Source organism: Sphingomonas sp. NIBR02145, from assembly GCF_027359115.1.
GTDB classification, from domain to species: Bacteria; Pseudomonadota; Alphaproteobacteria; order Sphingomonadales; family Sphingomonadaceae; genus Sphingomonas; species Sphingomonas kyeonggiensis_A.
Genome location: NZ_CP114791.1, coordinates 2,420,629 through 2,443,155 on the forward strand (window position 1 = coordinate 2,420,629; position 22,527 = coordinate 2,443,155).

17 protein-coding genes are annotated in these 22,527 nt (G+C 63.9%); all 17 read right to left on the reverse strand.

Annotated features, from left to right (window positions below; genetic code table 11):
* Positions 1–3 precede the first annotated feature (3 nt).
* The 17 genes from O3305_RS10535 to O3305_RS10615 all read right to left on the reverse strand — a co-directional run bounded on the left by O3305_RS10535 (position 4) and on the right by O3305_RS10615 (position 22,474).
* Entirely contained in the window at positions 4–456 is a 453-nt protein-coding gene (locus O3305_RS10535; protein WP_269576355.1) for a flagellar hook assembly protein FlgD, read from the reverse strand.
* The gene (locus O3305_RS10540) at positions 453–1,244 is read right to left on the reverse strand and encodes a hypothetical protein (protein ID WP_269576356.1); all 792 of its coding nucleotides are present in this window, start codon (positions 1,242–1,244) and stop codon (positions 453–455) included. The genes O3305_RS10535 and O3305_RS10540 overlap by 4 nt, the downstream gene beginning before the upstream one ends.
* Positions 1,241–1,690: a hypothetical protein gene (locus tag O3305_RS10545; protein ID WP_269576357.1), complete on the reverse strand. Its 450-nt coding sequence runs from the start codon at positions 1,688–1,690 to the stop codon at positions 1,241–1,243. Before O3305_RS10545 ends, O3305_RS10540 begins: the two co-directional genes overlap by 4 nt.
* Positions 1,683–2,999, reverse strand: a complete 1,317-nt coding sequence (locus O3305_RS10550) for a FliI/YscN family ATPase (protein WP_269576358.1) — start codon at positions 2,997–2,999, stop codon at positions 1,683–1,685. The genes O3305_RS10545 and O3305_RS10550 overlap by 8 nt, the downstream gene beginning before the upstream one ends.
* The gene (locus tag O3305_RS10555) at positions 2,996–3,670 is read right to left on the reverse strand and encodes a FliH/SctL family protein (RefSeq protein ID WP_269576359.1); all 675 of its coding nucleotides are present in this window, start codon (positions 3,668–3,670) and stop codon (positions 2,996–2,998) included. The genes O3305_RS10550 and O3305_RS10555 overlap by 4 nt, the downstream gene beginning before the upstream one ends.
* Entirely contained in the window at positions 3,667–4,014 is a 348-nt protein-coding gene (locus O3305_RS10560; protein ID WP_269576360.1) for a hypothetical protein, read from the reverse strand. Before O3305_RS10560 ends, O3305_RS10555 begins: the two co-directional genes overlap by 4 nt.
* Positions 4,001–5,287, reverse strand: a complete 1,287-nt coding sequence (gene fliF, locus O3305_RS10565; protein ID WP_269576361.1) for a flagellar basal-body MS-ring/collar protein FliF — start codon at positions 5,285–5,287, stop codon at positions 4,001–4,003. The genes O3305_RS10560 and fliF overlap by 14 nt, the downstream gene beginning before the upstream one ends.
* A gap of 14 nt (positions 5,288–5,301) precedes the next feature.
* Complete coding sequence (fliE, locus tag O3305_RS10570; protein ID WP_269576362.1) at positions 5,302–5,625, reverse strand: flagellar hook-basal body complex protein FliE; 324 nt, start codon at positions 5,623–5,625, stop codon at positions 5,302–5,304.
* Positions 5,622–6,047, reverse strand: coding sequence for a flagellar basal body rod protein FlgC (gene flgC / locus O3305_RS10575; protein WP_269576363.1), 426 nt, complete (start codon positions 6,045–6,047; stop codon positions 5,622–5,624). Before flgC ends, fliE begins: the two co-directional genes overlap by 4 nt.
* A gap of 1 nt (position 6,048) precedes the next feature.
* Positions 6,049–6,393, reverse strand: coding sequence for a flagellar basal body rod protein FlgB (locus O3305_RS10580; protein ID WP_269576364.1), 345 nt, complete (start codon positions 6,391–6,393; stop codon positions 6,049–6,051).
* A gap of 19 nt (positions 6,394–6,412) precedes the next feature.
* Positions 6,413–7,531, reverse strand: a complete 1,119-nt coding sequence (locus tag O3305_RS10585; protein WP_269576365.1) for a flagellar basal body P-ring protein FlgI — start codon at positions 7,529–7,531, stop codon at positions 6,413–6,415.
* Positions 7,531–8,103, reverse strand: coding sequence for a flagellar basal body L-ring protein FlgH (locus tag O3305_RS10590; RefSeq protein ID WP_269576366.1), 573 nt, complete (start codon positions 8,101–8,103; stop codon positions 7,531–7,533). Before O3305_RS10590 ends, O3305_RS10585 begins: the two co-directional genes overlap by 1 nt.
* The gene (locus O3305_RS10595; protein WP_269576367.1) at positions 8,100–8,798 is read right to left on the reverse strand and encodes a hypothetical protein; all 699 of its coding nucleotides are present in this window, start codon (positions 8,796–8,798) and stop codon (positions 8,100–8,102) included. Before O3305_RS10595 ends, O3305_RS10590 begins: the two co-directional genes overlap by 4 nt.
* A gap of 24 nt (positions 8,799–8,822) precedes the next feature.
* A complete protein-coding gene (locus O3305_RS10600) occupies positions 8,823–9,605 on the reverse strand; it encodes a flagellar hook-basal body protein (RefSeq protein WP_269576368.1) in 783 nt (260 codons plus the stop codon).
* Positions 9,602–10,309, reverse strand: a complete 708-nt coding sequence (locus tag O3305_RS10605; protein WP_269576369.1) for a flagellar hook-basal body protein — start codon at positions 10,307–10,309, stop codon at positions 9,602–9,604. Before O3305_RS10605 ends, O3305_RS10600 begins: the two co-directional genes overlap by 4 nt.
* Before the next feature lie 404 nt (positions 10,310–10,713).
* Entirely contained in the window at positions 10,714–11,145 is a 432-nt protein-coding gene (locus O3305_RS10610; protein ID WP_269576370.1) for a hypothetical protein, read from the reverse strand.
* A gap of 13 nt (positions 11,146–11,158) precedes the next feature.
* The gene (locus tag O3305_RS10615) at positions 11,159–22,474 is read right to left on the reverse strand and encodes an endonuclease toxin domain-containing protein (protein ID WP_269576371.1); all 11,316 of its coding nucleotides are present in this window, start codon (positions 22,472–22,474) and stop codon (positions 11,159–11,161) included.
* Positions 22,475–22,527 lie beyond the last annotated feature (53 nt).

Consider the following 22,527-nt stretch of genomic DNA (forward strand, 5'->3'; position numbering starts at 1 on the left):
GGCTTAGTTCCCCTTCCTGACTTGGGTGACGCTTGCGATCGCGAGATTGCTGATCGTGCGATTGTCGGCGGTCTTGATGGTGATCCGGGGCGAGCCATTGTCAAAGGTCACCGCAGTTACCGTGCCTGTGAGCGTGGTCGCTCCCGCCGGGATATCGACCTGGGTGCCCAGCAGGCTGGTCGCCTGGCTGGTCGCCTGGGCGGAAACGAGGGTTTCCAGCCGATCGTTCATCGTCTGGCTCTGCTGGATTTGCGAGAACTGGGCCAGCTGCGAGACGAATTCGAAATTATCCATCGGCTTGAGCGGATCCTGATAGGTCAGCTGCGTCAGGATGATCTTGAGAAGCGAGTCGAAGCTCAAGCCGAACGCGTCGGTCGCAGCACTCGACGTTTCTGCATTCTGCTGGGCGGTCTGGCCGGTATCGGCTGCGCTTACGGGCGCGGACTGCGCGATCATCCCTTTATCCCCCGGATTGGCATTGCATTGATCTGGATATGGTCGGCCCTGAAGCCATGTCGGGCGAGAAGCGCGGTAATGGCCTGGCGCAATTGACGGCGCTCGGATTCCTCCAGGCCCGCAAGGCGCGCGGTGACATGAAGGCCCAGCTCCCCCTCGCTGATCGCTACCTGGACGGGCGATTGCGCGCCGGCAGCGGCGCGTAACAACCGGCGCAGCGGATGGACCTCCGGGGCCTCGCCCTCGGCTTCGGGTGCCGACGGCGTGCTGGCGCCCGGGCTCTGGGCAGGCACCGGTGACGCGTGCAGGCCGCTGCCGTCCTCTCCGCCTGCCGCTGCCAAGGCCTGTGGCGAGGCGAGAATCTGAGACGGGGGCACCATGCCTGCCTGCACCGGTGCACCAGCCGGCAGGCCGGCCGCAGCCGGCATCCCCCTGTCCGAGAGGCTGACGCCAGCGAGAGTATCACAGGCAATCGGCTCCGCACCAAGCTTCCCTGCGGTCGCATCCGTGTTAAGAAATGCGTGGCTGAAGAACCCTTCCTGGTTGAAAACCTGCGCCAGTGGTGCCGGGGCATCGCCCTCCATGCCCTCCCTCTGGTCGATTGCGGGTTCCGGCATCGCCAGGGCAGTCCGCGGGTCCCCGGATGGAGGGAGGGGTATGGAGGATGCAAATTCCTCGACGCCAAGCAGGCGCGCGAACAAGTCACCCGGATCGCCCGCATTCCGCGAATCCCCCGGACCGCGCGGATCGGGGGGAGTGACGTTCGATTGCGGCAAGGGAGTGATCATGCACGCCTCCAAAGCAATGCCGTACGATCCGCGAGCAAGGCGAGCAGCCGTTCATCCCGCTCGCGCTGTCGCGCACGCCTGCTGTCAGACAACGCGCGATCAGCTAGCCGGCAGCGCGCATCGCCGTCGTGCCAGTCCTGCTCCGATTCCTCTCGCTGGTCCGCCATGCGCAGGCAATGGTTCCGCGCAAGAACCGCCCGCTCGCCCTGAGCGACCACGTCATCAGCTAGCGCACGCGCCAACTCGGGCGCGAAGTCGCTGCCGGCCAGATGCACACTCCAATCCTCGGCCGCGGCTGTAGCGCGCGCGTCCGCGCGGCTTGCCGCTTCTTCCGCCTCACGCTCGCGCGCGCGGGCATCAGCCAATGCCTGATAAGCGGCGAGGCGTTCGGCACTGCGCAGGAGCGCAATGTCCGAAAGCGTACGATGCGTCCGCCGATCATGCATGCCCGGCACTCCCGACGGCGCCGCGCAAGCCCGAAAGCGTGTCAGCGAAGGCGACCTTGTCGTCCTGCCCCTGACGCAGGAATGCCATCAGGCGGCTGCGCGTTGCGATCGCCTGGTCGATGTCGGCATTGGCGCCTGTCTTGTAGACGCCGCTTTCGATCATCACCCGCGCCTCATCATAGATACCAAGCTGCGAAACCGCCGTACGCGCGACGCCGGCATGCGCGGCGTCCATCAGGCGCGCCGCCTGGCGGCTGATCGATCGCGAGATATCGATCGCCGGGAAATGCCCGCGCTCCGCCAGTGTCCGCGAAAGCACGATATGGCCGTCGAGCAATGACTTCATCACCTCGACGATCGGATCGTCGACATCGTCGGTTTCGCTCAGCACCGTCATTATCGCAGTGATCGCCCCGCCCGATGTGGAGGCCCCGCAGCGCTCCACCAGCCGGGGTAGCGCCGAGAAAACATTCGGTGTGTAGGCGCGAACCGTCGGCGGCTCGCCTGCGGCCAGGCCGATCTCGCGAAGCGCCATGGCAAGGCGGGTAACGGAATCGATCACGAGCAGCACATGCTGCCCCTGGTCGCGCCAGAATTCCGCGAGACAGAGTGCCTGGCTGACGGCGCGCGCGCGCAGCGCAGCGGTCTCGTCCGAAGTGGCCGCGACCAGTGTGAAGCGCCCGGCATCCTCGCGCCGGGAGAGCGTCCGCCAAATTCCCTCGACTTCGCGCCCGCGCTCCCCCACCAGGCACAACACGCAGCGATCGCATTCGATCTGGCCGGCAAGCTGCTCAAGCAGGCTGGTCTTTCCCACCCCCGCCGCGGCGAAGATGCCAACGCGCTGCCCCTCCGCCAGCGTAAGGAGGCCGTCAATCGCCCGCAGACCGGTCGCCACCTTACGCCCTGTCGCGCCGCGGTCCAGCGGACGCAGCACCGATCCGGCAAGCGACACATGCGCATCCGCCGCAATCGGACCCATGCCATCAAAAGGCCGGCCGAGCGCGTCGATCGCGCGACCGGCAAACCCCTGGCCAACCCCTGCGGCACCGCCGCTCGGCAGTGCCTGAACGCGCGCGCCAGGCCGTATCTGACCATTGTGTTCCAGCGGCACCAGGATCAGCCCGCCATCGTCGACGCCAGCCACTTCGGCGAGGACCGCACCTCCTTCACCCGTCACTTCGCACAGATCGCCCAGGGTACAAGCGGGCCCGGTCGACTCGAGATGGCCGTGCGCTACCTTGCGCACGAAACCGACCGGACGAACCAGCTCGACATCCCGAAGCCGCTGGAGGAAGGGGTGGACCGTCATCCCGACATATCCTCCAGCAACGCCGACAACGCCTGCCATTGTTCTCGCGCATCGAGATCGATCTGGCCGAGCCGGCACTCGATCCGGCTCGCGCCTGCGCGCAGTTCGCGGTCGCTGGTCAGGCTCGAGCCTTCGAGGCCGAGCGCGCCGGACAAGACAATGAGCGCCTGGGCATCGGGGAAATCCTGCGGGCTGACCCTGACTGCGACGAGCGTCGAGCGACGCAGCGTGGCAAGCTGTCGCGCGAGCATCGCCTCCACCGGCACGGCCCAGGCTTCGACATTGTCGAACAATTTTGCCAGCGCGGTACGAGCCAGCGCCGGCGCGAGTGCGTCGAGCACCTCCAGCCGCGCTGCAAAGGCGTCAGTGCTTTCCCGCAACATCTTGTTGAGCGCGAGCAAGCGGTCCGCTTCCCGCGTTTCCGCTTCGGCCAACCCCTGCCTCAATCCTTCTGCGCGCGCCGCCTCGATAGCCTGCACCGCGTCGGCCGCATCCTGCTTTCGCACGGCGTTCAGGCGCACGACTTCCCCCTCCAGACGCGCCAGCTCCAGATCGCGTGGATCGATCTCGGGAGCCCTCCCTGGAGTGAACTCCCCCACGGGTTCCGGCACTGGCACCCCGGCGAAACGACGAACATCGCGCCCCGCGCCGGATTTGAGCAGACTGCTCATGGCCGCTTCCCGCGCGGACGCAGCAATCCACCCATCGCATTTGCAAGCGAAGCGCCGCGGCTTTCCTGTCGAACGCTCTGCCTGTCTGCCGGATTGAGGAAAATCTCGAGCGCCCTGCGCCCCCGCGGAGTGAGCACATTGTCTGGCGCCGCGATACGTGCCGCGATGTCCGGCGAATAGGGCGAGCTGGGCTCGCCGGTCGGTTCCGGGCGGCGTGACAGCTGGGCACGAATCCGGCGTCGCTCTTCGCCGCCAAGCCGGGAAAGTATCGCCTTCCGGTCAGCGCCCGGCATGGTGCGAAGCTGTTCGACCAGGCGATCGAGCCCGTCTTCAGGCAACAGCATCGTCACCCTCCTCCGCAAGGTTCAGCTGACGCCGCAGCCGCTGGGCGAAAGCGTCATGGACTTCGGGATCGAGCCGGGTTCCGTGGCCGCGAAAACGCCAAACCAGCACGGCGGCGATGGCAACGGCCGCGACGATCCACATCCACACCGGCGGCCAGCTGAAACCCGCCGGCGTCTTCGAAACCGAAGCAGTCGCGGGCGGCGCGGCGACCGGCGTGACCGGGTGCTGCTGCATCGCCGGCGCGGCGACAGCCGCATCGACCGGACCTGTCTCAAACGAGAGACTGTCGCCGGCCGGGTCGCTCATCCCGGCCGCCTGCATGATCGCCGCACGGGCAACCTGCTGGTCCTCGCTGCCGAGCGGGGCAAGGCTCACAAATACCATCCGCACGCGGAAATTGCGCTGGGCGCCCTCTCCGCTCGGCGCCCAGCCTGCCGGGGCTGCGGCATCGCCGGCCGCCGTTTCCGGCCCGGAGGCGCTCGGGAAAACCAGCACGCGCAGGCTGAAACGCAGGCCGGGCATCTGGCGTTCGATCGCGCCGCGGGCCCGCGCGCGATAATAATTCTCGATCGCCGCGCGTTCCTCGATATCCGCGGGGCGTTCCATGCCCGGGCCCAAATTTGTCACGCCCGGAGCAGGCGCGGCGCTGATCACATGGCCCGAGGCATCAAGCACCACCACCCGTGCATCCGGAAGATCGGGCACCGCCGCGGCGACCAGTTGCTGTATCCCCACGACGCGCGCGGGATCGGCGGTCTGGCCCGGCTTCATCGCGATCGTCACCGCGGCGCGCGGTTCCACCCGGTCGCCGCGGAACAGTGCCTTCTCCGGCAAGGCCAGATGAACGCGCGCGCTCTCCACCCCGTCCATAGCCATGATCGTGCGCACGAGTTCACCCTGCAGGGCGCGCTGGTAGTTGATCTTCTGCGCGAAGTTGGTGAGCCCCATGTCCGACTTGTTGAACAGCTCGAAGCCGATCTGCCCGCGCGCCGCCGCATCCGACCCTGCGATTGCCACGCGAGTGGCATTCGCCTGGTTCTCGGGAACCAGGATCGTGCTCCCGCCATTCCGCAAGAGATAGGAGACGCCGCGCTTGTCGAGCTCGGCGACGACCGCCGAGGCATCCGCAGGGCGAAGGTCCTGTGCGAGCACCACATATTCGGGGCGCCCAAACAGGAAATATCCTATCAGCAGTACCGCCAGCACGAGTGCGAACATGCCGCCAAGCAGCAACATATGGTCGCGCGCCCAGCCGGATTGTGTGGGTTCCATCGAAGCTCAGCCCGTCACAGGGGCATGTTCATGATTTCGCGGTAGCCCTCGACCAGCCGCGAACGAACCTGCATCGCCAGCTCGACCGAGAGCCGCGCCTGCTCGAGCGCCATCGTCACCTGGTGGACCGGCACGCTGTCATCGACCGCGAATTGCTGGACGAGCTTGTCGGCGGTGGCGATCTTCTCGTCGACGCCCTGCAGCCCGCGCATCAGTACATCGCCAAAGCCGACACCCTGGCCTGCTCCCGTCGAGACCTGCGCCGCGTCACCAAGCCGCATTGCGACTGGTGCGCCATCGACCGCACCGATCGCGGCCACGCCCTCAAGGCCGGTCATGCTTGCTTGCCCAGTTCGGCGGCGCGCGAGTACATTTGCTGCGCGATGCTCATCGCGGTGAGGTTGGCCTCATAGGCACGCGAGGTACGGATCAGCAGCGTCATCTCCGAAGCGTGATCGATGTCGGGATAAGTGACGAAACCATCCGGATCGGCATGCGGATGGCCCGGCTCGTAAACCCGGCGTGTGCCACCGCCCGCCATCGGCTCGAGACCGAGGACTTCGACGCCCGCCGGCTGCTTCTGGTCGGCCTTTACCAGATGCGCGAAATCCACCTGCGGCCCGGAGAGCAGACGCATTGGGCGGAAGGGATCGCCGCTGCCCGTGCGGGTCGTGTTGATGTTCGCGAGGTTCTCCGCGATCACCTGGAGGCGCTGCCACTCGACGTCGAGCCCGGTGCGGCTGATTGCCATGGCGTCCATATCAGCGGCCTCCCGACACGATGCTGCGCGCGATTTCCATCTGGCGGCCAAGGATCGAGAGCAGCGCGCCATAACGCATCGCGGTCTGCGAGGCGTTGGCGATCTCGAGGTCCAGGCGCATCTCGCTGGCGATACGCGGCATGGGAGCAAGCTCGATCTCGGGCTTCACGCCGGCGATCGCCGCCGGCCCTTCGGCCGCGGCCCGGCGCAGGCTGTCTTCGAAGCTCACGCGGATCGGCCGGTATCCCGGCGAATTGGCGTTCGCGATATTCTGCGCGGTCGCCTCGTAGCGAGCGGTCAGCCCGTCGAGCGCTTTCGAGATCAGCGCGGTAGAAATACTCTCCATCTTACCCCCACCCGTTACGCTACTGAACGATGATTTCCGCGTGCAGCGCGCCCGCGGTCCGAATTGCCTGAAGGATGCTGATCATCCGCCGCGTATCGACATGCACGCGCGAAAGAGCCTGAACGAGGTCGGCCACCGAGGTGTTGGGAAACCGGAACGAGCGGTCGGCCGATCCCTGGTCCACCTCGAGCTTGGTATTGGTAACGACAAGGCTGCGCACATCGCTGGCGAAACCACCGAGAAAATTGGGCTGCGAAGCGATATTCTCGGCGGTGACGGTCACCTTGATGTCACCCTGCGCGATCACGACGCTCGAGATCATCACGTCGCCGCCTGCCACGACGGTGCCGGTGCGTTCGTTGATCACCACGCGCGGCGAGACATCGGGTGCGACCGTGACATTCTCCAGCCGCGCGATGAAGCCGGTCAGTTCGGCCGCTCCGCCCGAATAGCGTATGCGGACCTCATCGGCATTGCGCGCCGTTGCCGTACCATAACCGAACTGGGCGTTGATCTGCTCGGCGATGCGCTGCGAGGTCGAGAAGCTCGGCCGCGAGAGCAGGAACGAGACTTCGTTACCGGCGTGCAGCAGCGTTGATTCCACTGCCGCCTCGATCGTCGCGCCACCCTGAAGCAACGCGGTGGTCGGATAGTTGCGCTGCTGCTGGTTGAGCTCGCTGTCGAACCGGTATCCACCGACGAGCAGCGGGCCCTGGGCAAGCGCATAGGCGCGCTGATCCGGGCCCAGGAGCGGCGTCATGATCAGCGTCCCGCCGGCAAGGCTGCGCGCGTCCCCGATCGAGGAAACGGTGACATCGATCCGGTCGCCGACATTGGCGGAGGGCGGCAGCACCGCCGTCACCATTACAACGGCGACGTTGCGGCTGCTGATATCCGCTTCGGTCACGCTGGTGCCCAGGCGGCTGAGGACGTTGCGTAGCGCCTGGCGCGTGACAACGCTTCGCCGCGTGTCGCCCGAGCCGGCAAGGCCGGTCACCAGGCCGTAGCCGACCAGCGCATTCTCGCGCCAGCCGTCGAAGCGGCCCAACCCCTTGAGTGGTACCGATTGCGCGGCGGCAGGCGTCATCGGCAGCGCAAGTGCCAGCAACGCGGCGGCAGCCAGTCCAAAGGCGCGCATCAACCGAGCCCCAACAGCGAGAAGAGCCGGTTCAGCAGCCCCGGGCGGGCGCTCCGCGACACAAAGCCCTTGCCGTCATAGTTGATCTCCGCCTCGGCGATGCGGCCCGAAAGTACGCTGTTATCGCTGCGGATGTCCTCGGGACGAATGCGGCCGCGCACCGCGATCAGCGTCTTCTCGCCATTCACATGCATGCGCTGCTCGCCAACGATCCGATAATCGCCATTGGACAGCACTTCGGTGATGGTGACGCTGAGCTGGGCGACCAGCCGCTCGCTCCGCCGCATCTCCCCGCGCCCCGTATAACCGCCGCCGAGCGACAGCTGTCCACGCTCGTTGAGCGAGCCTCCGTTGACGCTTCCGCCGAGATCGGTCGACTTGCGCGTGGCGTTCTGGGTGGTGTTCGACGCCTCGGCCGCCTGTTGGACGACCACGGTTATGGAGTCGCCCACGCTGCTGGCGCGACGATCGGCCGCCATGGCGGACCAGTTGCCGCCCCGATAGAGATCCTGCGCCGCGGCAGGGGTCGCCAGCAGGCCCGCTCCCAAAACGAAAAAGGCCGAGCGGATCATTGCGACCGCCCTTCGCCAGCGAGAATCAGTGGTGCCGGGAAGACCTTGCCGCTCTCGTCCTTCACGAACAACTTTCCGCCCGAACGCGCCGGCTGCATCGCGACGACGGAGCGTTCGATCGTGACCGGTCCGGCGCTGGAGCGCAGCGTGAGCGAAGCCCCCTTGCCGATCGCGCGCTCGGGCAACCGGGGCAAGCGGCCAAGATAGCTTCCAGCAGCTACCGGCTCGACCGCCGAGACAAGACCGCCCGAGCTATAACGCATCCGCGCCACCGGCCTTGTATCACATCCAGCTTCACTGATATCCGCCTGGGTCAGCGTGGCGCCCGCAGCCAGGCTCGCCGCCGCCTCGAAACACCTGCCCGGCACGCGCAATTCTGCGGCTTCAGTGCCCGGGCGCGTAGCAGTCGTGCGGATCCGCACAACCGCGCCACGAACCGCTGCGGGGCGCAGCCCCGGCACGCGTCGACGCACCAGCGCGGCGGCCTGCTCCGCCGGCAGGTCCAGCTTTGCCGTGCCTAATGGCAAGCGCATCACGATCATGTCCGCGATCCGGGCGGGCAGTCTCACGCCCCGCAGCTCGACCAGGTCGCGGACACGCAGTTCCGCCGCCTCGAGCATCACCGCCCGCTTCAGCCCCACCGCCTGTTCGGGGCCAGCTAATGCCGGCGCGGGGAAGGCAAGCGCCAGCCCCAATATAATCCCCCGCATTGAATCCCCCTAGCGCCGCAGACCGTTCGCTATGCCCATCAGCTGGTCCGCGGCCTGCACGATCTGCGCATTGGCGGCATAGGCGCGCTGCACGAGCATCAGCCGCACCATCTCGTCGGTAAGCGCGACGTTCGACTGCTCGATCGAGCCCTGGACGAGCAGCCCCGCCCCGTCCTCGCCCGGCACCGCTTCGCTCAGAAGGCTGGCATCCTCGACGCGGTAGAGCCCGCCATCGAGGCGCGAAACCGACGAAGGATCAGCGATCTTTACCAGCTGGATCTGACCGAGCTCGACCGGATCGGCGCTATCGGGCACGGTCACCCGAACCATGCCATCGCTGCCAATGGTGATCGCGCTCGCATCCGCCGGCACGTTGATCGCCGCGCGCAGTGCGATGCCGTGACTGGTGGCCAGCTGGCCATCCTCATTCACCCTGAGCGTGCCGCCGCGCCACAGCAACGACTCGCCAGCCGGCCCCATGAGCTCGATGAAACCGCTGCCATCGATTGCCAGATCGAGCTGCTGCCCAGTGCGCTCGAGCTGCCCGGTCTCATTGAGCATGAACTGGCTGTCGAGCATCACGCCGGCGGTATCGGCATTCGCATCGGCGGTTGCCCGGACCACGTCCGTCGTCACTGTATCGACCGGCCGGCTCGCCACAACATCGGCGAAGCGCAGCTGGACGCGCTTGAAGGCCGGCGTGTTTACATTGGCGATGTTGTTGGCAATGCCGTCCAGCGCTCGCTGCTGGGTCTGGAGGCCCACGGCCCCGACATAGAATGCGTCGCTCATCGCGCCTGTCCCAGGCTGGAAATCGCACGACCAATCAGATCGTCATAGACCTGGATCAGCTTGGCCCCGCCCTCGGACTCGCGCAGCGCCGTCATCATGGAAACCATCTCGTCACCGAGCTCGACATTCGAGCTTTCGACCATGCCCTGGCGGATCACCGGATTGCTGACCGCATCCATCGCCGCGCCACCGGCGGAGAAGCAGGACTCTCCGACCGGAGCGAGCGACCCCGCATCCGCCGCGGCGAACACATCGATCCGCGCAACCGGACGCCCGTCATCGAGCACGGCGCCGTCCTGCTGGATCGTCACCTGGGCATTGTCGACTACCAGGTCGCCGCCGCCTTGCTGCTGGAGAACATAGCCCTGGGGTGTCACCAGATTGCCGTCCACCGACAGCTTGAACTGCCCCTGGCGAGAATAGAGGATCCGATCACCCGCACGCAGCTGGAAGAAGCCATCGCCGCTGATCGCCAGATCGAGCGGATTGCGCGTCTCGCTGAGCTTGCCCTGCGCAAAGCTGCGGCGCACCGCCACCTCGGGCAGCGCCGACACATCGCTCTCGGCGGCACGCAACAGCTGCGAGAAGCCAACTTGACGCTTAAAGCCTGGCGTTGAGATATTCGCGACGTTATGCGCCGCAATCTCCAGCTTCTTCTCGGACGCACCGAGAATAGCCGTCGCAGCATCGACGAGCCCTGACATGAAATCCCCCTAATGTCCCAATATGAGACATTCAGGATCATCTCCCGTCAAGCCAATTCGTCGAGTTTTCCACGGTTTTGAAGGCACTTCCGGGCAGCTGAAGAGAAACCACGAGTCGCAGGAAACGCAACCCACTTGGATGCAAATCGCGCGAGCCCTGTCGAGGGGCGATTACAGCCGTTTTGGCAAAAAGGATGGCCGCGACTCGGCGCGCCTCGTCCCTCCGACGCGCCATTCTCCAACGGCGGGCAGCTAGAGAGGGAAGAGTTCCAAGCGCTTACCGGCGATCCGACACCAGAACGGCACCGGGAGGCCCCTCCCCAGTGCCGTCCATCTCCCTAAATAACGATGTGCAGACAACAGCTTAGCAGTACCTCAGAGGCACTGCCTTTCTCTTGCCTTCACTATTCTGCGATCTCAAGCGCACGAACCAACGTAGCTGCCAACCCAGTATCTCCGGCCGGAAGCGAGATGGCCTTATCCTGCATGGGATCGAAGCCATCCTTACCGCCCAAGTTTCGGTACGGGGTCACTTTGATCGCGTCGCCATTCTGACGAACACCAACATATTTCGCCACTTTTGCGAAGGTGTTCCACGATGCCACGCCAGCGGCAGCTAATAGCGGAGCGGAAAGATCGGCCGATGGCGGGGGCGTTGGAACACCTTCACGCGAGCGTGCCAACGCAGCTTCTACCGCATTTCCAACATCGACGGGTTGCGCGCCGGGAAGCACCTCAACACCTTCATCATCTACCCAGAACCCAGCCTGAGTTTGATGGGAAGTGACCACGTAAACTGTGCCTGATCGTTCATAGATGCTAACTCGCTTTGGCATTCAGCTTCGCCCTTCAAGGATAGATAACCGGTTTTACGACCACGCCGCGCGTAGCGCCATATTTGACAGCCTGATTGATGATAGCCTGCTGACTCGCGTTCCCGCTATGGGGGATCGCTAAGTCGAGCCCACGCCCTAAAATATCGTCACTTTCAATGGTGCGGCCGGCCCATGTCCGCCCGTTGAAACCTGCCGCCTTATCGACGTAGCCAGTTAAAGTACGGCTCAGCGTAGCGTCGTTGAGATAGGATGCAGCATCCAGATCGATGCTCTTGATGCTAGTCGCAATGCCATTCTCAAACCGGTCGATTGTCGGGAAATTGCTCGGCAGATTGTGCCCGAGCGCCTGTTCGATCTGCTGGCCGCGCTGGAATGGGTTGAGTTTCCATACTCCACTCTCTGCGGCGCCAACCGCTGACTCCGCCTTTGTGAGACTACCGAGACGGCTTGCACCTTTAACGCTAATGATTTCAAACAGGGTTATTCCTGTACCGAAAGCGCCTTCACCGGCCCGACCATAGTTACCGGTCGCAAGTCCATCGCCGAATGTGGCAGCGGCCATGCCGAATTCTGGTACCAGTTTTGCCGTGCCGACCGCCATGCCCAGAGCACGCTGGCGGTTGCGCTCCACCACTCCGAAATCGGAAAGGGCTCCACCAAACGCGACCTGCCGAAACCCATCCACCGCAGTGCCAGCCAAGCTATTTACGACCGCAGCCCGCCCCTCCGATGTGGCCAGCCAGCCAAATCTATCGCCAAACCCCTTCGCGACGCCCCCCAAGAAGGTCGAAGGTTGGCTAGTCGATGCCACTGCGGCGTTAGACGATCCGGCCTGAGCGCTACTGATCGTCTGCTGCTGCATGACCGGCTTGGTCTCAGCATATCTATTGATCAGCCAGTTCTCCTGGCTGGGTTCCCAATTTTTGTATTCCGAGAGGGAATGAAGAACAGAGAATTCTCGGTAGGAGAGCTTTTTTAGATTTGCCTTTGTACGCTCCTGCGCGACGACAATTATTTCGTTCTCGTTCCCCTGATACTTTCCAGCGCCTATTCCCACGCCGAGCGATTCAATCGCCTTCACGGCTGCCTGAGCCGAATGGGACGTGCCGTGCTCCATATCATCGATCGCAGAAGTCGATCCGGCCAATCTTGCATTCGCTCCTGGACCATCAAGTCGATCTGCAAGCGCTCCTCCGATGGTCTGCCCGATCGTATCCGGCAGGGCCGCGATCACATTATCGCCGAAGTCTGTTCCATCGATAAGCGAACGCGCCGCAGCATTGGCAATGGCGCGGCTCATTCCAGCCACAAAGCCCTTGGCCGAATTCTCGAGGTTGAAGCCTTTCTGGTTCGGGTTGTAGCCAAGCTTCGCGCCGACGGCGTTGCCCACGCCGGCCCCGATCCCGGCCGCCGCCACGCCTGCGAAATCGAACTTGCGCTGAAGGCCGACGGCGATCGCCGCCCCCTGGGTGACCGCACTCGTCAACGCGCCGCGCACAGCCGAGGAGACGAAGCCGCCCCGCCCCAGGAAGTCGCCGACCTTCCCGATCGTACCGCCCACTCCGCCAAGGGCCCGGGCCGCTTCGCTGACCCCACCAGCAACCCCGGCACTCAGCGCGGCCATCGCGACTCCCTTGAGACTGAAGTTGTCCTGGATGCCAGTCGCTACACCAACACCCTGACTCACTGCGCTGCCGATCGCCCCGCTGATCGCAAGACCGATGAACGACCCTCCTACCGGCAAGAGTGCGCTCACTCCGATCGCTATTGCGGCAAGCAGGATTTGCCCGAACATCCCACATTTGTTGCCCTTCTGATTGGGCTTGGGGTTGGTCGGACTGAGGCTGCCAAGCGCCTCCGCCGGGTCATAGGGCTTGAACGTCGTCGCGGTGTTGGTGTTGCGCACCACGCCTGTCGGGATGGTGATGCGCTGACCTGCGGAGAGCGTCGCCGACGCGGAGAGGCCGTTGGCTTCCGCCAGGCGGTACCACAGGCTGGAATCGCCCCAGAGCTGGGTGGCGATGGCCTCGAGCGTTTCGCCGCCCTGTGCCTCGTAGCTGCCGCCCGACGAGCCCTGGCTGAAGCTGGTCAGCGCCTGATAGGCCTCGCCGAACACAGCATAGCCCTGGCCGATCGTCGCGCCGTTGCGGAATGGCCCGGTGCCCCCAGCAGTCTGGCGGCTGTTGATCGAGGCGAGATAGGCGGTATCGACGCTGTCGTTGGTCACCTTGCCCATTTCGCGGCCGTTGAAGCGGTACCAGACCTGATGCGGATCGCCGGCAGAACTGTTGTTGTCGGATTCGTCGCGGCGGAGCACCTGGCCGACGGCATTGAGCGTGAAGCTCACCGTGCGCGGGCGACCGTCGGCGATATGGGCGCTGTTGGTGAGCCCGCCGGCAGTCAGCGAATAGGTGGTGTTCCACTGGACATTGGTGTTGCTTGCATCCGGGCGATAGGCGACCGCGGAGAGCACGGCGCCGTCCCACCATTCGAAGCCATTGGCGGTGACGGTATCGGGAACATCGGAGTCCGAGCCGTTCTTCCAGGTATCGCTGGTCGTCGAGACCACCGTACCCAGCGCATAGGTCGCCAGCGAGCCCGCGTCGTACTTGTTGGCGATATAGGAAACCAGGACGTTGTTGCCCTGGCGCGTGGTCTGGGTCTCGCTGGTGATCTGGCCCTTGTCGTTATAGGCGATCGACGAGCGGTTGAATGCCACCGTGGTGCCATTCGCCTCATAGTCGGTCTGGCTGGTGACGCGGCCCAGCAGATCATAGTCATAGTCCGCGCGCTTGACGGACGCACCGAAGCTTCCATTGGGCGTTACGTCGATCGAGCCATTGGCGCTTGCCTGCTCGCCGGAAACCCAGATCTGGTCGATCTGTCCATCAGCATTGTAGGTATAGGTCTCGACGACGCGGCCGGTATAGACCACCCGGCCGACATTGACCCAGTTATAGCCGTCATACTCCAGAGGATCGTCAGCATAGATGGTCGTACCCGAGGCGTTCGCGCGCCATCCGGTCCAGACCAGCCCGTCCGAATAGGTGCTGACCTGAACACGCTGGCCGGCAAGGTCATAGGCGATCGTGGTATCGCCGCCCTGCACCATGCGGTTCATGCTGTCATAGCGGTAGACGTCGTTCTTGGCCGCGGTGAAGCTCATGGCCACACCCTGCTGGTCGAGATAGCGGAAACTGCTGTTGGTCCGCATGACGTTCGAATTGGCGTCATACTGATAGGTGGAGCTGGCCGGCGGCGTGATCGCGGGATTGTCGCCCGCCTCGCTCCAGCTGATGAGCCGGTTGAGCGCGTCATAGACCGAAGTGGCGTTCTGGATGACGAGGCTGTTCCGGGTGCCATATTCGGTGAGTTTGTTACCGACCAGATCATAGGTCGAGCTCTGGACATAGCTGAACCCGCCCGAGGTCGTGCTGACCGTGCCGAGCTGACCATTGTTGAGCCAGGTGTAACTGGAACTCTCCGTACCCTGCGCGCCGCTGATCTGGCGCTCGGTCATCCGCCCCGCCAGATCATAGCTGGCGGTGGTGACATGCCCTCCAAGGTCGCTCTTCCAGGTGAGGTGCCCGAAGATATCGGTATATTCGGTGCCGCTGCGACCGTTCACATAGGCCGTGGTAGCGATCCAGCCTCCGAACGTTCCCATGCCGGAAGTCGCCATCGCCGCCTGCCAGCTATAGCTGGTGGCAGTATAGTCACCACCGAACGCCCTTTGGAGAGTGACCCTGCCCAGCGTGTCATATTCGGTGCGTTCACGCCCCGCATAGCCGACGACATTATTCCAGTGGCCGATGCGCTGGCCGAGGATGTCGTAGGAATGTTCCTCGACCAGGGTCCCGGCGGCGGTGGCCGGGCGCGTCACCTGGGTGAGCTGGCCCAGCTTGTCATAAGCCATGGTGGTGGTGCGGCCGATCTCATCGGTCGTCGACACGAGATCGCCGAAGATATTGTAGCCGTTGCTGACGATGCCGCCGTCGGGATGCCATTCCTTTGCGACCAGAGCCGCGCTGTCGCCATAGCCTGTACCAGCGATCAGCTGCCGCGTCGTCCTGACCCCGGAGCCCGTCCAGACGCTATTGGCGTCCTGGGTGCCGATCAGCCGCCCTGCAATGTCGTAGAGCATTTTCTCGGTTGGACGAATGTCCGATACCGTGCCGTTCTCGGCCGTGACCGAGACGGTCGGGCGCCGAATCTCGACCACTCGGCCCATGGTATTGTAGCTATAGTCCGTCTGGCGACCGAGGGCGTCCCGCTCCCAGAACAGTTCACCAAAGGCAGTGTAGCCGCGTTCGGCGACAAGGTTCTGGGCGGACCCACCAACTGCGGTACGGCGTAGCATCTGCACCACCTGCGTCGCCTGGCCACGCCTGTCGAACATCGTAGCGGTCGCGGTGACCGTGCCGCCTGCGACAAGGCCGACCGCGGTGGACTGGGTCATGTTCGACAGATCGGCCGTGCCGTTGCTCTCGATGCTCAGCGTCTGCCGGCCTGCCTTGTCATAGGCATAGACGCGCCACACGCCGTCTCCGGCATTCGAGCGGATCAGATGCCCGCTGGTGTCATAGACGAAATGCTCCGCCCAGCCCGAGGCAGCGCTGCCCGCCGTGACATTGGTGCCGCGGTCGGTGATTTCGCCGAACGCGTTGTACGCGCTCCGGGTGGAACTGACCGCGGACCAGGTGCCACCGCTGATCGTATTGACCGCCTGGCCGACCAGGTTGCCCGCCAGGTCATATTCGTAGGAGATGCCCTCGACGATCGTCGAGCCGCCGCCGAGCGACGCTCCATTGCCAAGCTCGCGGGTGTAATATTCGCCGATCTTCCGGCCTGCCGCGTCATAGACATAGCTGCGCGTCTGCCCGAGCGCATCAACCACCCCGGTGAGGCGCCCCACCCCATCGTACAGATTGCGGGTAATCCGGTCGCTGGGGGATATCGATGCACCGCCCTGCCGCGTGATCGTCAGTTGATCGAGCGCGTTATAGGTGTAGCGGATCGTCGGGGTATCGCTGCCTCCGCCCGAGAGCGCGATTGCCGGGCGCGTCTCCATGATCAGGCGGCCGGCGTTGTCATAGGTGTAGCTGGTAGTGTCGCTCGGCCCCTGGGGGACGCCGCCCGCCTCATAGCGCGCCTCGGTCTTGGTCAGGACCTCGCCCAATGCGTTGTAGGTGTAGCGGATCAGCGAAGTGCCATAGATGCCGGAAAGCTGGCCATTGTTGCTGTTGAGCGACCAGGCCTCGACATAGAAGCGCCGCTCAGCGATGCGGCGGCCCATCTTGTCATATTCGAACTCGGTGATGCGGTCGGCGCCCGTGAAATCCGGGTCCCCGCCTCCTGCGAGTTCCTTCAGTGCCCAGCGGCGCTCGTGATAGACATTGCCCTCGGCGTCATAGGCCCAGGTGGTGATATAGCCTTCGGCATCGACCTGACGGATCCGCCGGTTGAGCGAGTCATAAGTGGAGCGTGTTACCGCACCGGTCGGGTCGGTGACCGAGACCAGGTTCCCGACTGCGTCATAGTCATAGGTCGTCGTCAGCGTGCCGCTGGAATAGACATAGTTGCTCCCGTCCCAATAGCCATAGGACTGGCCCGCGACGCTGCTCGTCTTGAGGCGACCGAGTTCATCATAGGTGTAGCTCGTCTCGCGGGAGGCGCTGCCAGCCAGGGCCGCGACCTGCTGCTCCACCATCTCGGCGGCGCCGATCACGACATGGTCCGGATGCTCGCTGAAAAAGGCCAGGACCTGAGCTCGGCTCATGCCGCCGGACATGTTCCCCAGCCAGATGCCGACCTCATCCCCGATCGGCTCGCGCCTAAAGGCAAGGAAGTATACCGAGCGGATGAACGCCTCGTTCGTGCTCGAAGACGGAAACCGCGATTGCACACTGCTATCGCCCAGCAGTTCCGCGAACGCCGAAGCCACCGCGTTCGGCCCCGGATAGAGGTTCGCCATACGCCAGGACCAGTTGTCGATTTCACCCTGGTTGGGCTGCCGACCGAGCGCGAGGTCGTACATGCGGCGGACCTGGAGCTCGAGCAGACCGGTCGTGGCCGGAGCCTTCGCAAAGCTCGCATAGGCCCGCTCGCTGCTCAGGTTACCAGCCAGGTCATAGGACCAGGTCCGCACGGCCCCGGTCGGTCCAAGCTCCGCGGTCTTGCGATTGAGCGCGTCATACACCCAATAGGTGTGGGCACCTGCCGCATCGACGGTTTCGATCAGGTTGCCGCGCCTGTCATAGTAGTAATATTCGGTCGGCGTGACCGTGGTCGGCGACAGGCCCACCGAGACCGCCTCGCCCCATTTCTTGATCAGGCGATTGGCCTTGTCATACTCAAACCAGGTATCGCGGCGCTCGGGCAGGTCGAAGGCCTCGACCTGGTGCACGACGTTCCCGCGTGCGTCATATTCGTAGATGTTGCGGACATAGCTGGCAGAGATCTCATTGCCGCTCGCATCCTTGACGGCCGCGACAATTTCATACCGCAGCAGGCCCCTGCGGCTGAGCGCATATTCGGTGATCCCACCCAGCTTGTTCTGGAACTGAACCACGCCGCCAAAGGCGTCGTACCAGCTTTTCTCGATGCCGCCCTCCGCGTCCGTCGTGGTGAGCAACCTGCCCAGCTTGTCATAGCTGAACTGGGTCAGCGCATCCTTGGCGTTCGCGGCAAAACCGGTCGGCCAGACAGAGGCGCTGGCGGTGTTCGTTGCAGGGTTGTAGTTGAGCCTTACCCATTCCACCTCGCCAAAGACCGTGTACCCGGTCTCGGTGACGAAATTCCCCGCATCGCGGGTAGCAACCACGCGTCCGAGATTGTCATAATAGCTGTAGGACGCCTTGCCGCGCGCGTCGGTCACTCCGACCAGGTCACCGAAGGAATCATACTGGTAGCGGGTCACCCCTTCCAACGCGTCGGTCTGCGTCAGCTTCCTGCCCAGATGGTCATAGGTATAAGTGGTTGCATGACCGGCAGGATCGGTCTCGCTGATCAGATCCCCCAGGCCGTTATAGGTATATATCGTCAGCGATTGCTGCGCCGTCCCATGCGCGAAGCTCCGATAGGTCATGCTCCCCGCCGCACTATAGGCATAGTAGGTGCGGCTCTCGTCCGGGGTGCCCTCCGCGACAATATCCCAGGCAAGGGTGCCATTCATCGAGTAATAATAGCGTCGCGAATGGCCCTCGCCGTCGACGCTGAGCGTCACCCGCCCCTTTGAATCATAATAGGTGCTGGTAGCGATCCAGCTGCCAGTGGCGGCGCCGGCGACGTCCGACAGAATCCAGCTGTCGCCAGGCGAAACCGCTGCTTCCCATCGTACCGTCGCGGTGACCCGGCCTTCGGCATCATAGTCGGTCCGGCTGACATAGCCTTCGGCATCGACCGTGTAGCGCAGCTCGCTCTTCGAATTGTAATAGAAGCGAGTGATGCGATCCGACGCCGTCGCCGCCGACCCGGCCCAGCTGACCATGTCATCCATGCTGGGCAGGCTCGTGGCCAGGCTCAACGTGGCATAGGCAGTCTTGCGGATCACATTGCCGAAGCTGTCATAGCTATAGCCGATGACCGCGCGGCCGGCATCGATCGAATAGGCAAGCCTTCCGGCAGCATCATAGACAGCGAAGCTGGTACGGTTGGCCGGGTTACCTAAGGTGTAGGTGGCATTCTTTACCGACGTGTAGGTGTAGCTGCTCAGCGCCGGGAGCGGCGCCGCATATTGGACGGTCTGCCGCACCGGTCCGAATGCCGTGGTAGCCGATGTCGAATATTCATAGATATATTCGGTGATGTGGTTGAGCGCGTCGATCGTGAAGCGCAGATAGCCTTGCTGATCGTAGACATAGCGGACCGTACGATCGACCGAATTGGTACCAACGCTGTTCAGCAGCTCCTGGAAGGTGCCGCTCGCCCTATAGGCTCCGTTGGTCTGGACGACAAAGGCGGTCTCCTGCACCTTCTGCCCAGCGCCGTCATAGACCGTCCGGGTGAGGAAGCCCTCTGCGTTCAGGGTGCCGATCACCCGGCCCGCGCGGTCATAGAAGACACGCGACACACGGTCGTCCGCATGCGCAGCCAGCGTCACCACGCTCGTCGGTGCCGCGGACTGGAACGCGCTTATCTGTGCCGGCAAAAGCTTGTTGGCATAGCCTATGGTCTTCACCAGCCGCCCGGAGGCATCATATTCATAGGTGGTGACCGAGCCGTCGCCTTCGATCGTCTCGATCTCCCGGCCTTCCTTGTCGTACACCGTCCAGGTCCAGATGTCGGAGGCGTTCGCGGCCGGCCGGATCGAGGCCAGGTCGATGGTCGAATTCGGATCGTTCAGAAGCGTGAGCGTCGAGCTGCCGCCTACGATCAGGGTATAGCGGACCGTAGCGACCAGGCGATCATTGGCATCATAGCGATATTCGGTGACCTCGCCGGCTTGCGAGATGTCCGCGACCTTCCGACCGGCAGCGTCGTACAGATAATAGGAGATGCGCCCGGTAGCATCGGTGAACTTCCGGAGCCGGCCATCCTTGTCATACCAGGACATCGCCGTCCCGGCCGTGACGGCAGTCCCCGTCTCGGTATAGCTGGCGAGCTCACCTTCCTTTGTGTAGCTTGAGGTCTGCACCAGTCCGTTGGACAGCGTCACCACCGTCTGCAGCGCGGTGTCGTTGAACGCGATGCTGACGGTGCCGCCGCTGATGTCGGTCCTGGAGGTAACCCGGCCCAGGCCGTCATAGACGAAATATTCGGTATTCTTGCCGGACACGTTCGTCTGCAGGAGTCGTCCGGCGGTATCGTAGATAAAATGTTCGTGCGTATAGCCACCCGCGGTCGAAGGGCCGTTCGGACCGTTGGATGCACCATAGGTCACACGCTCCAGAAGATTCCCGCGGACATCCCAATAATGCAGGACGATCTCGATCTCGCTCGGGCTGGCGGTATTGGTGGTCCAGGTCGCCATCTGCGCCTCGGTCGGGACCGCCGAGGCCGCAAGGCCGGTCAGATCATAACGGGTGCGATAGGTCCGGGTCGCCGACAACAGGCCATTACCGCCATAGGCATATTCGACCACATCGCCTTCGGCGCTGATCGTGAAACGCAGCCGGTTGGCGCTGTCATAGACATAGCGCGCGGTATGAATGCCCGCGGCCGAATCCTTGTCGGATCCGGTGCGCGCCTCGGTCAGGAGCTGGTTTTGGGCATTGTAGGTCCGCGTGACGACATTGCCGAGCCGGTCCGTCGTTGTCAGCAGATTGCCATTGGCATCATAGGTATAGCTGGTGGCATTGCCCAAGCTGTCGGTGACGCTGGTGAGATCACCATTGCCGTTATAGCCGAACTGCACCGTTTGCGCCTGGGCGGTACCAAAAGCGGTGGTTATCTTGGTCAGCTGGTTGGCCTGCGCACCTTCGGTACCAAGGCGCGCCACATAGGGCGCGCCCGCGATCATGGCCTGACCGACGCGGAAACCTCCCGGGTTGTCGATATAGATATAGGCGCCGGCATTCTCTTCCTGGTCATAGGTCCGGACGATCTCGACGCGGGTGACCTGGGTGGCGGACAGGCCGGTAACGGTCCATAGCCCACCATCATTCTGTACAATGGTTCCGGGCCCGGAGACGATCCGGGCAACCGCGTTGCCATTCGTGCCCCAGGCACTCGAATTGCCATAGAGACCAAGACTCTGCGCGATCGCGCTGCCGGAAACGGCCTGCAGGCTCAAGGACAGGCTGATTTGCTCGCCCTTCCTCACAGAACCGAAATAGGCCGAGCCACCCGCCCAGACGCCGGCGTTGACGCTGAGCTGCGAGGCCGGGGACCCATCGATCAGGTTGCCGGTCGGAGTGACGGTCACCCCACCAAAGTCCCAGTTGGCTATGTTCTGCTGGCTGGCGAACAGCCCCCCAGATTTGCGGACCAATGTCGCATCGGCGACGATCAGTGAGGCACCAGTGCGGTATCCCCCGGGATTGTCTCCATAGAAGAAGGCCCCCACCGACTGGGCCTGCTTGTAGGTACGCGTAATCTCGACTCGCGTACCTGTGGTGGTCGAAAGGCCGACCACGCGCCACAGACCACCAGCCACCTGCTCGAGGTGCCCGGGGCCGGACACGATGCGCGCGGAGGATATGTCCGGGCTGCCCCAGCCCTCGAGATCCGCATACAGCCCGAGATCCTGACTGGTGTAGATACCCACCGCCTGCAGCGTAAGCGCGAAGGTGAGCGTCTCCCCGGCGCTTGTCATCCACTGCGAAGCCGCGGACCATGCACCTCCGGCCTGGACGGTATATTGGGTGGCCGCACGGCCGTCGATCGTGGCGGGTTGCTTGTCGAGATTCCAGGATTCCCAGGTCTCGACCGGCGCGGCGAGATTGCCGTTGGCATATTCGAGACGAGTGACCACACCGAGCGGATCGGTGACATCGGTATAGCCGGAACCATAGGCGATGATGGTGGTACGCGGTACGCCGGAGGAAGTTGCCTGGGTCAGGCTGGTGACGCGATTGGAGGTATCATAGCCGATCGTCAGGGATGAGCCGTCGGTCTCGCTGATCGTGGCGACCAGCTTCGAGGTTCCGACATAGGTGTAGCTGGTCGAATAGACCGCACCGCCGCCTGCGAGCTCGATCTCGACCCGGTTGAGCCGGTCATAGCTGTCATAGAAATAACGCGTGAGCGTGCCGTCGCCGGAGTTCACGGTGGTGATGTGGTTACCGCTCCAGCTATAGGTGAGCGTCTCGCCATTGGCGGTGCTGAGCGTGGTCAGCTTGTCGTCGGTATAGCCATAGCTCAGCGCATTGCCGCTCGTGTCGGCCTGGGACGTGATCCGCCAGTAATTGCCATAGGCCGCATAGGTCTCGGTGACCCGGCTGTCGCCGTCCGTCCAGGTCCAGACCGAGCCGCTATAGGTCAGCCGGTCGAAGCTCCCCGCCCCATCGGTCGCGACATAGCTGGTGCCGTCCCAGCTATAGGTGATCTCGCTGCCATCGCCCGAGCGCCGCTTGACGGTGCTCCCCCAGCTGTTTGCCGTCCCCGTCAGGCCAAAGACACGGCGGTCCGTGCTCTGCAGCCAGTTGTCGCCATTGTCGTCGCTCTGGCTGCCCAGGCTGTTATAGGTCCGACCGACACCGGCATCGGGGCCGCGCCCGGCCAGGAACTCGTCCTGCCGGTTGATCAGCAGGTTGCCGTTGGCCGCGTTCAGGAGGACCTGCGAACCGCTTCGCCCGAAACCCGCCGAGCCCAGCAGCCCCGCACCGCCCAGCACACTCCCCGAGCCGCGCTCGAAACCCGTGCCGGCGCCCGTGAAGATTGCAACCATCTATTCCCCCACCCAATCCAACGCGGGCAACCAGACTTTTCGTCGCCCTGACA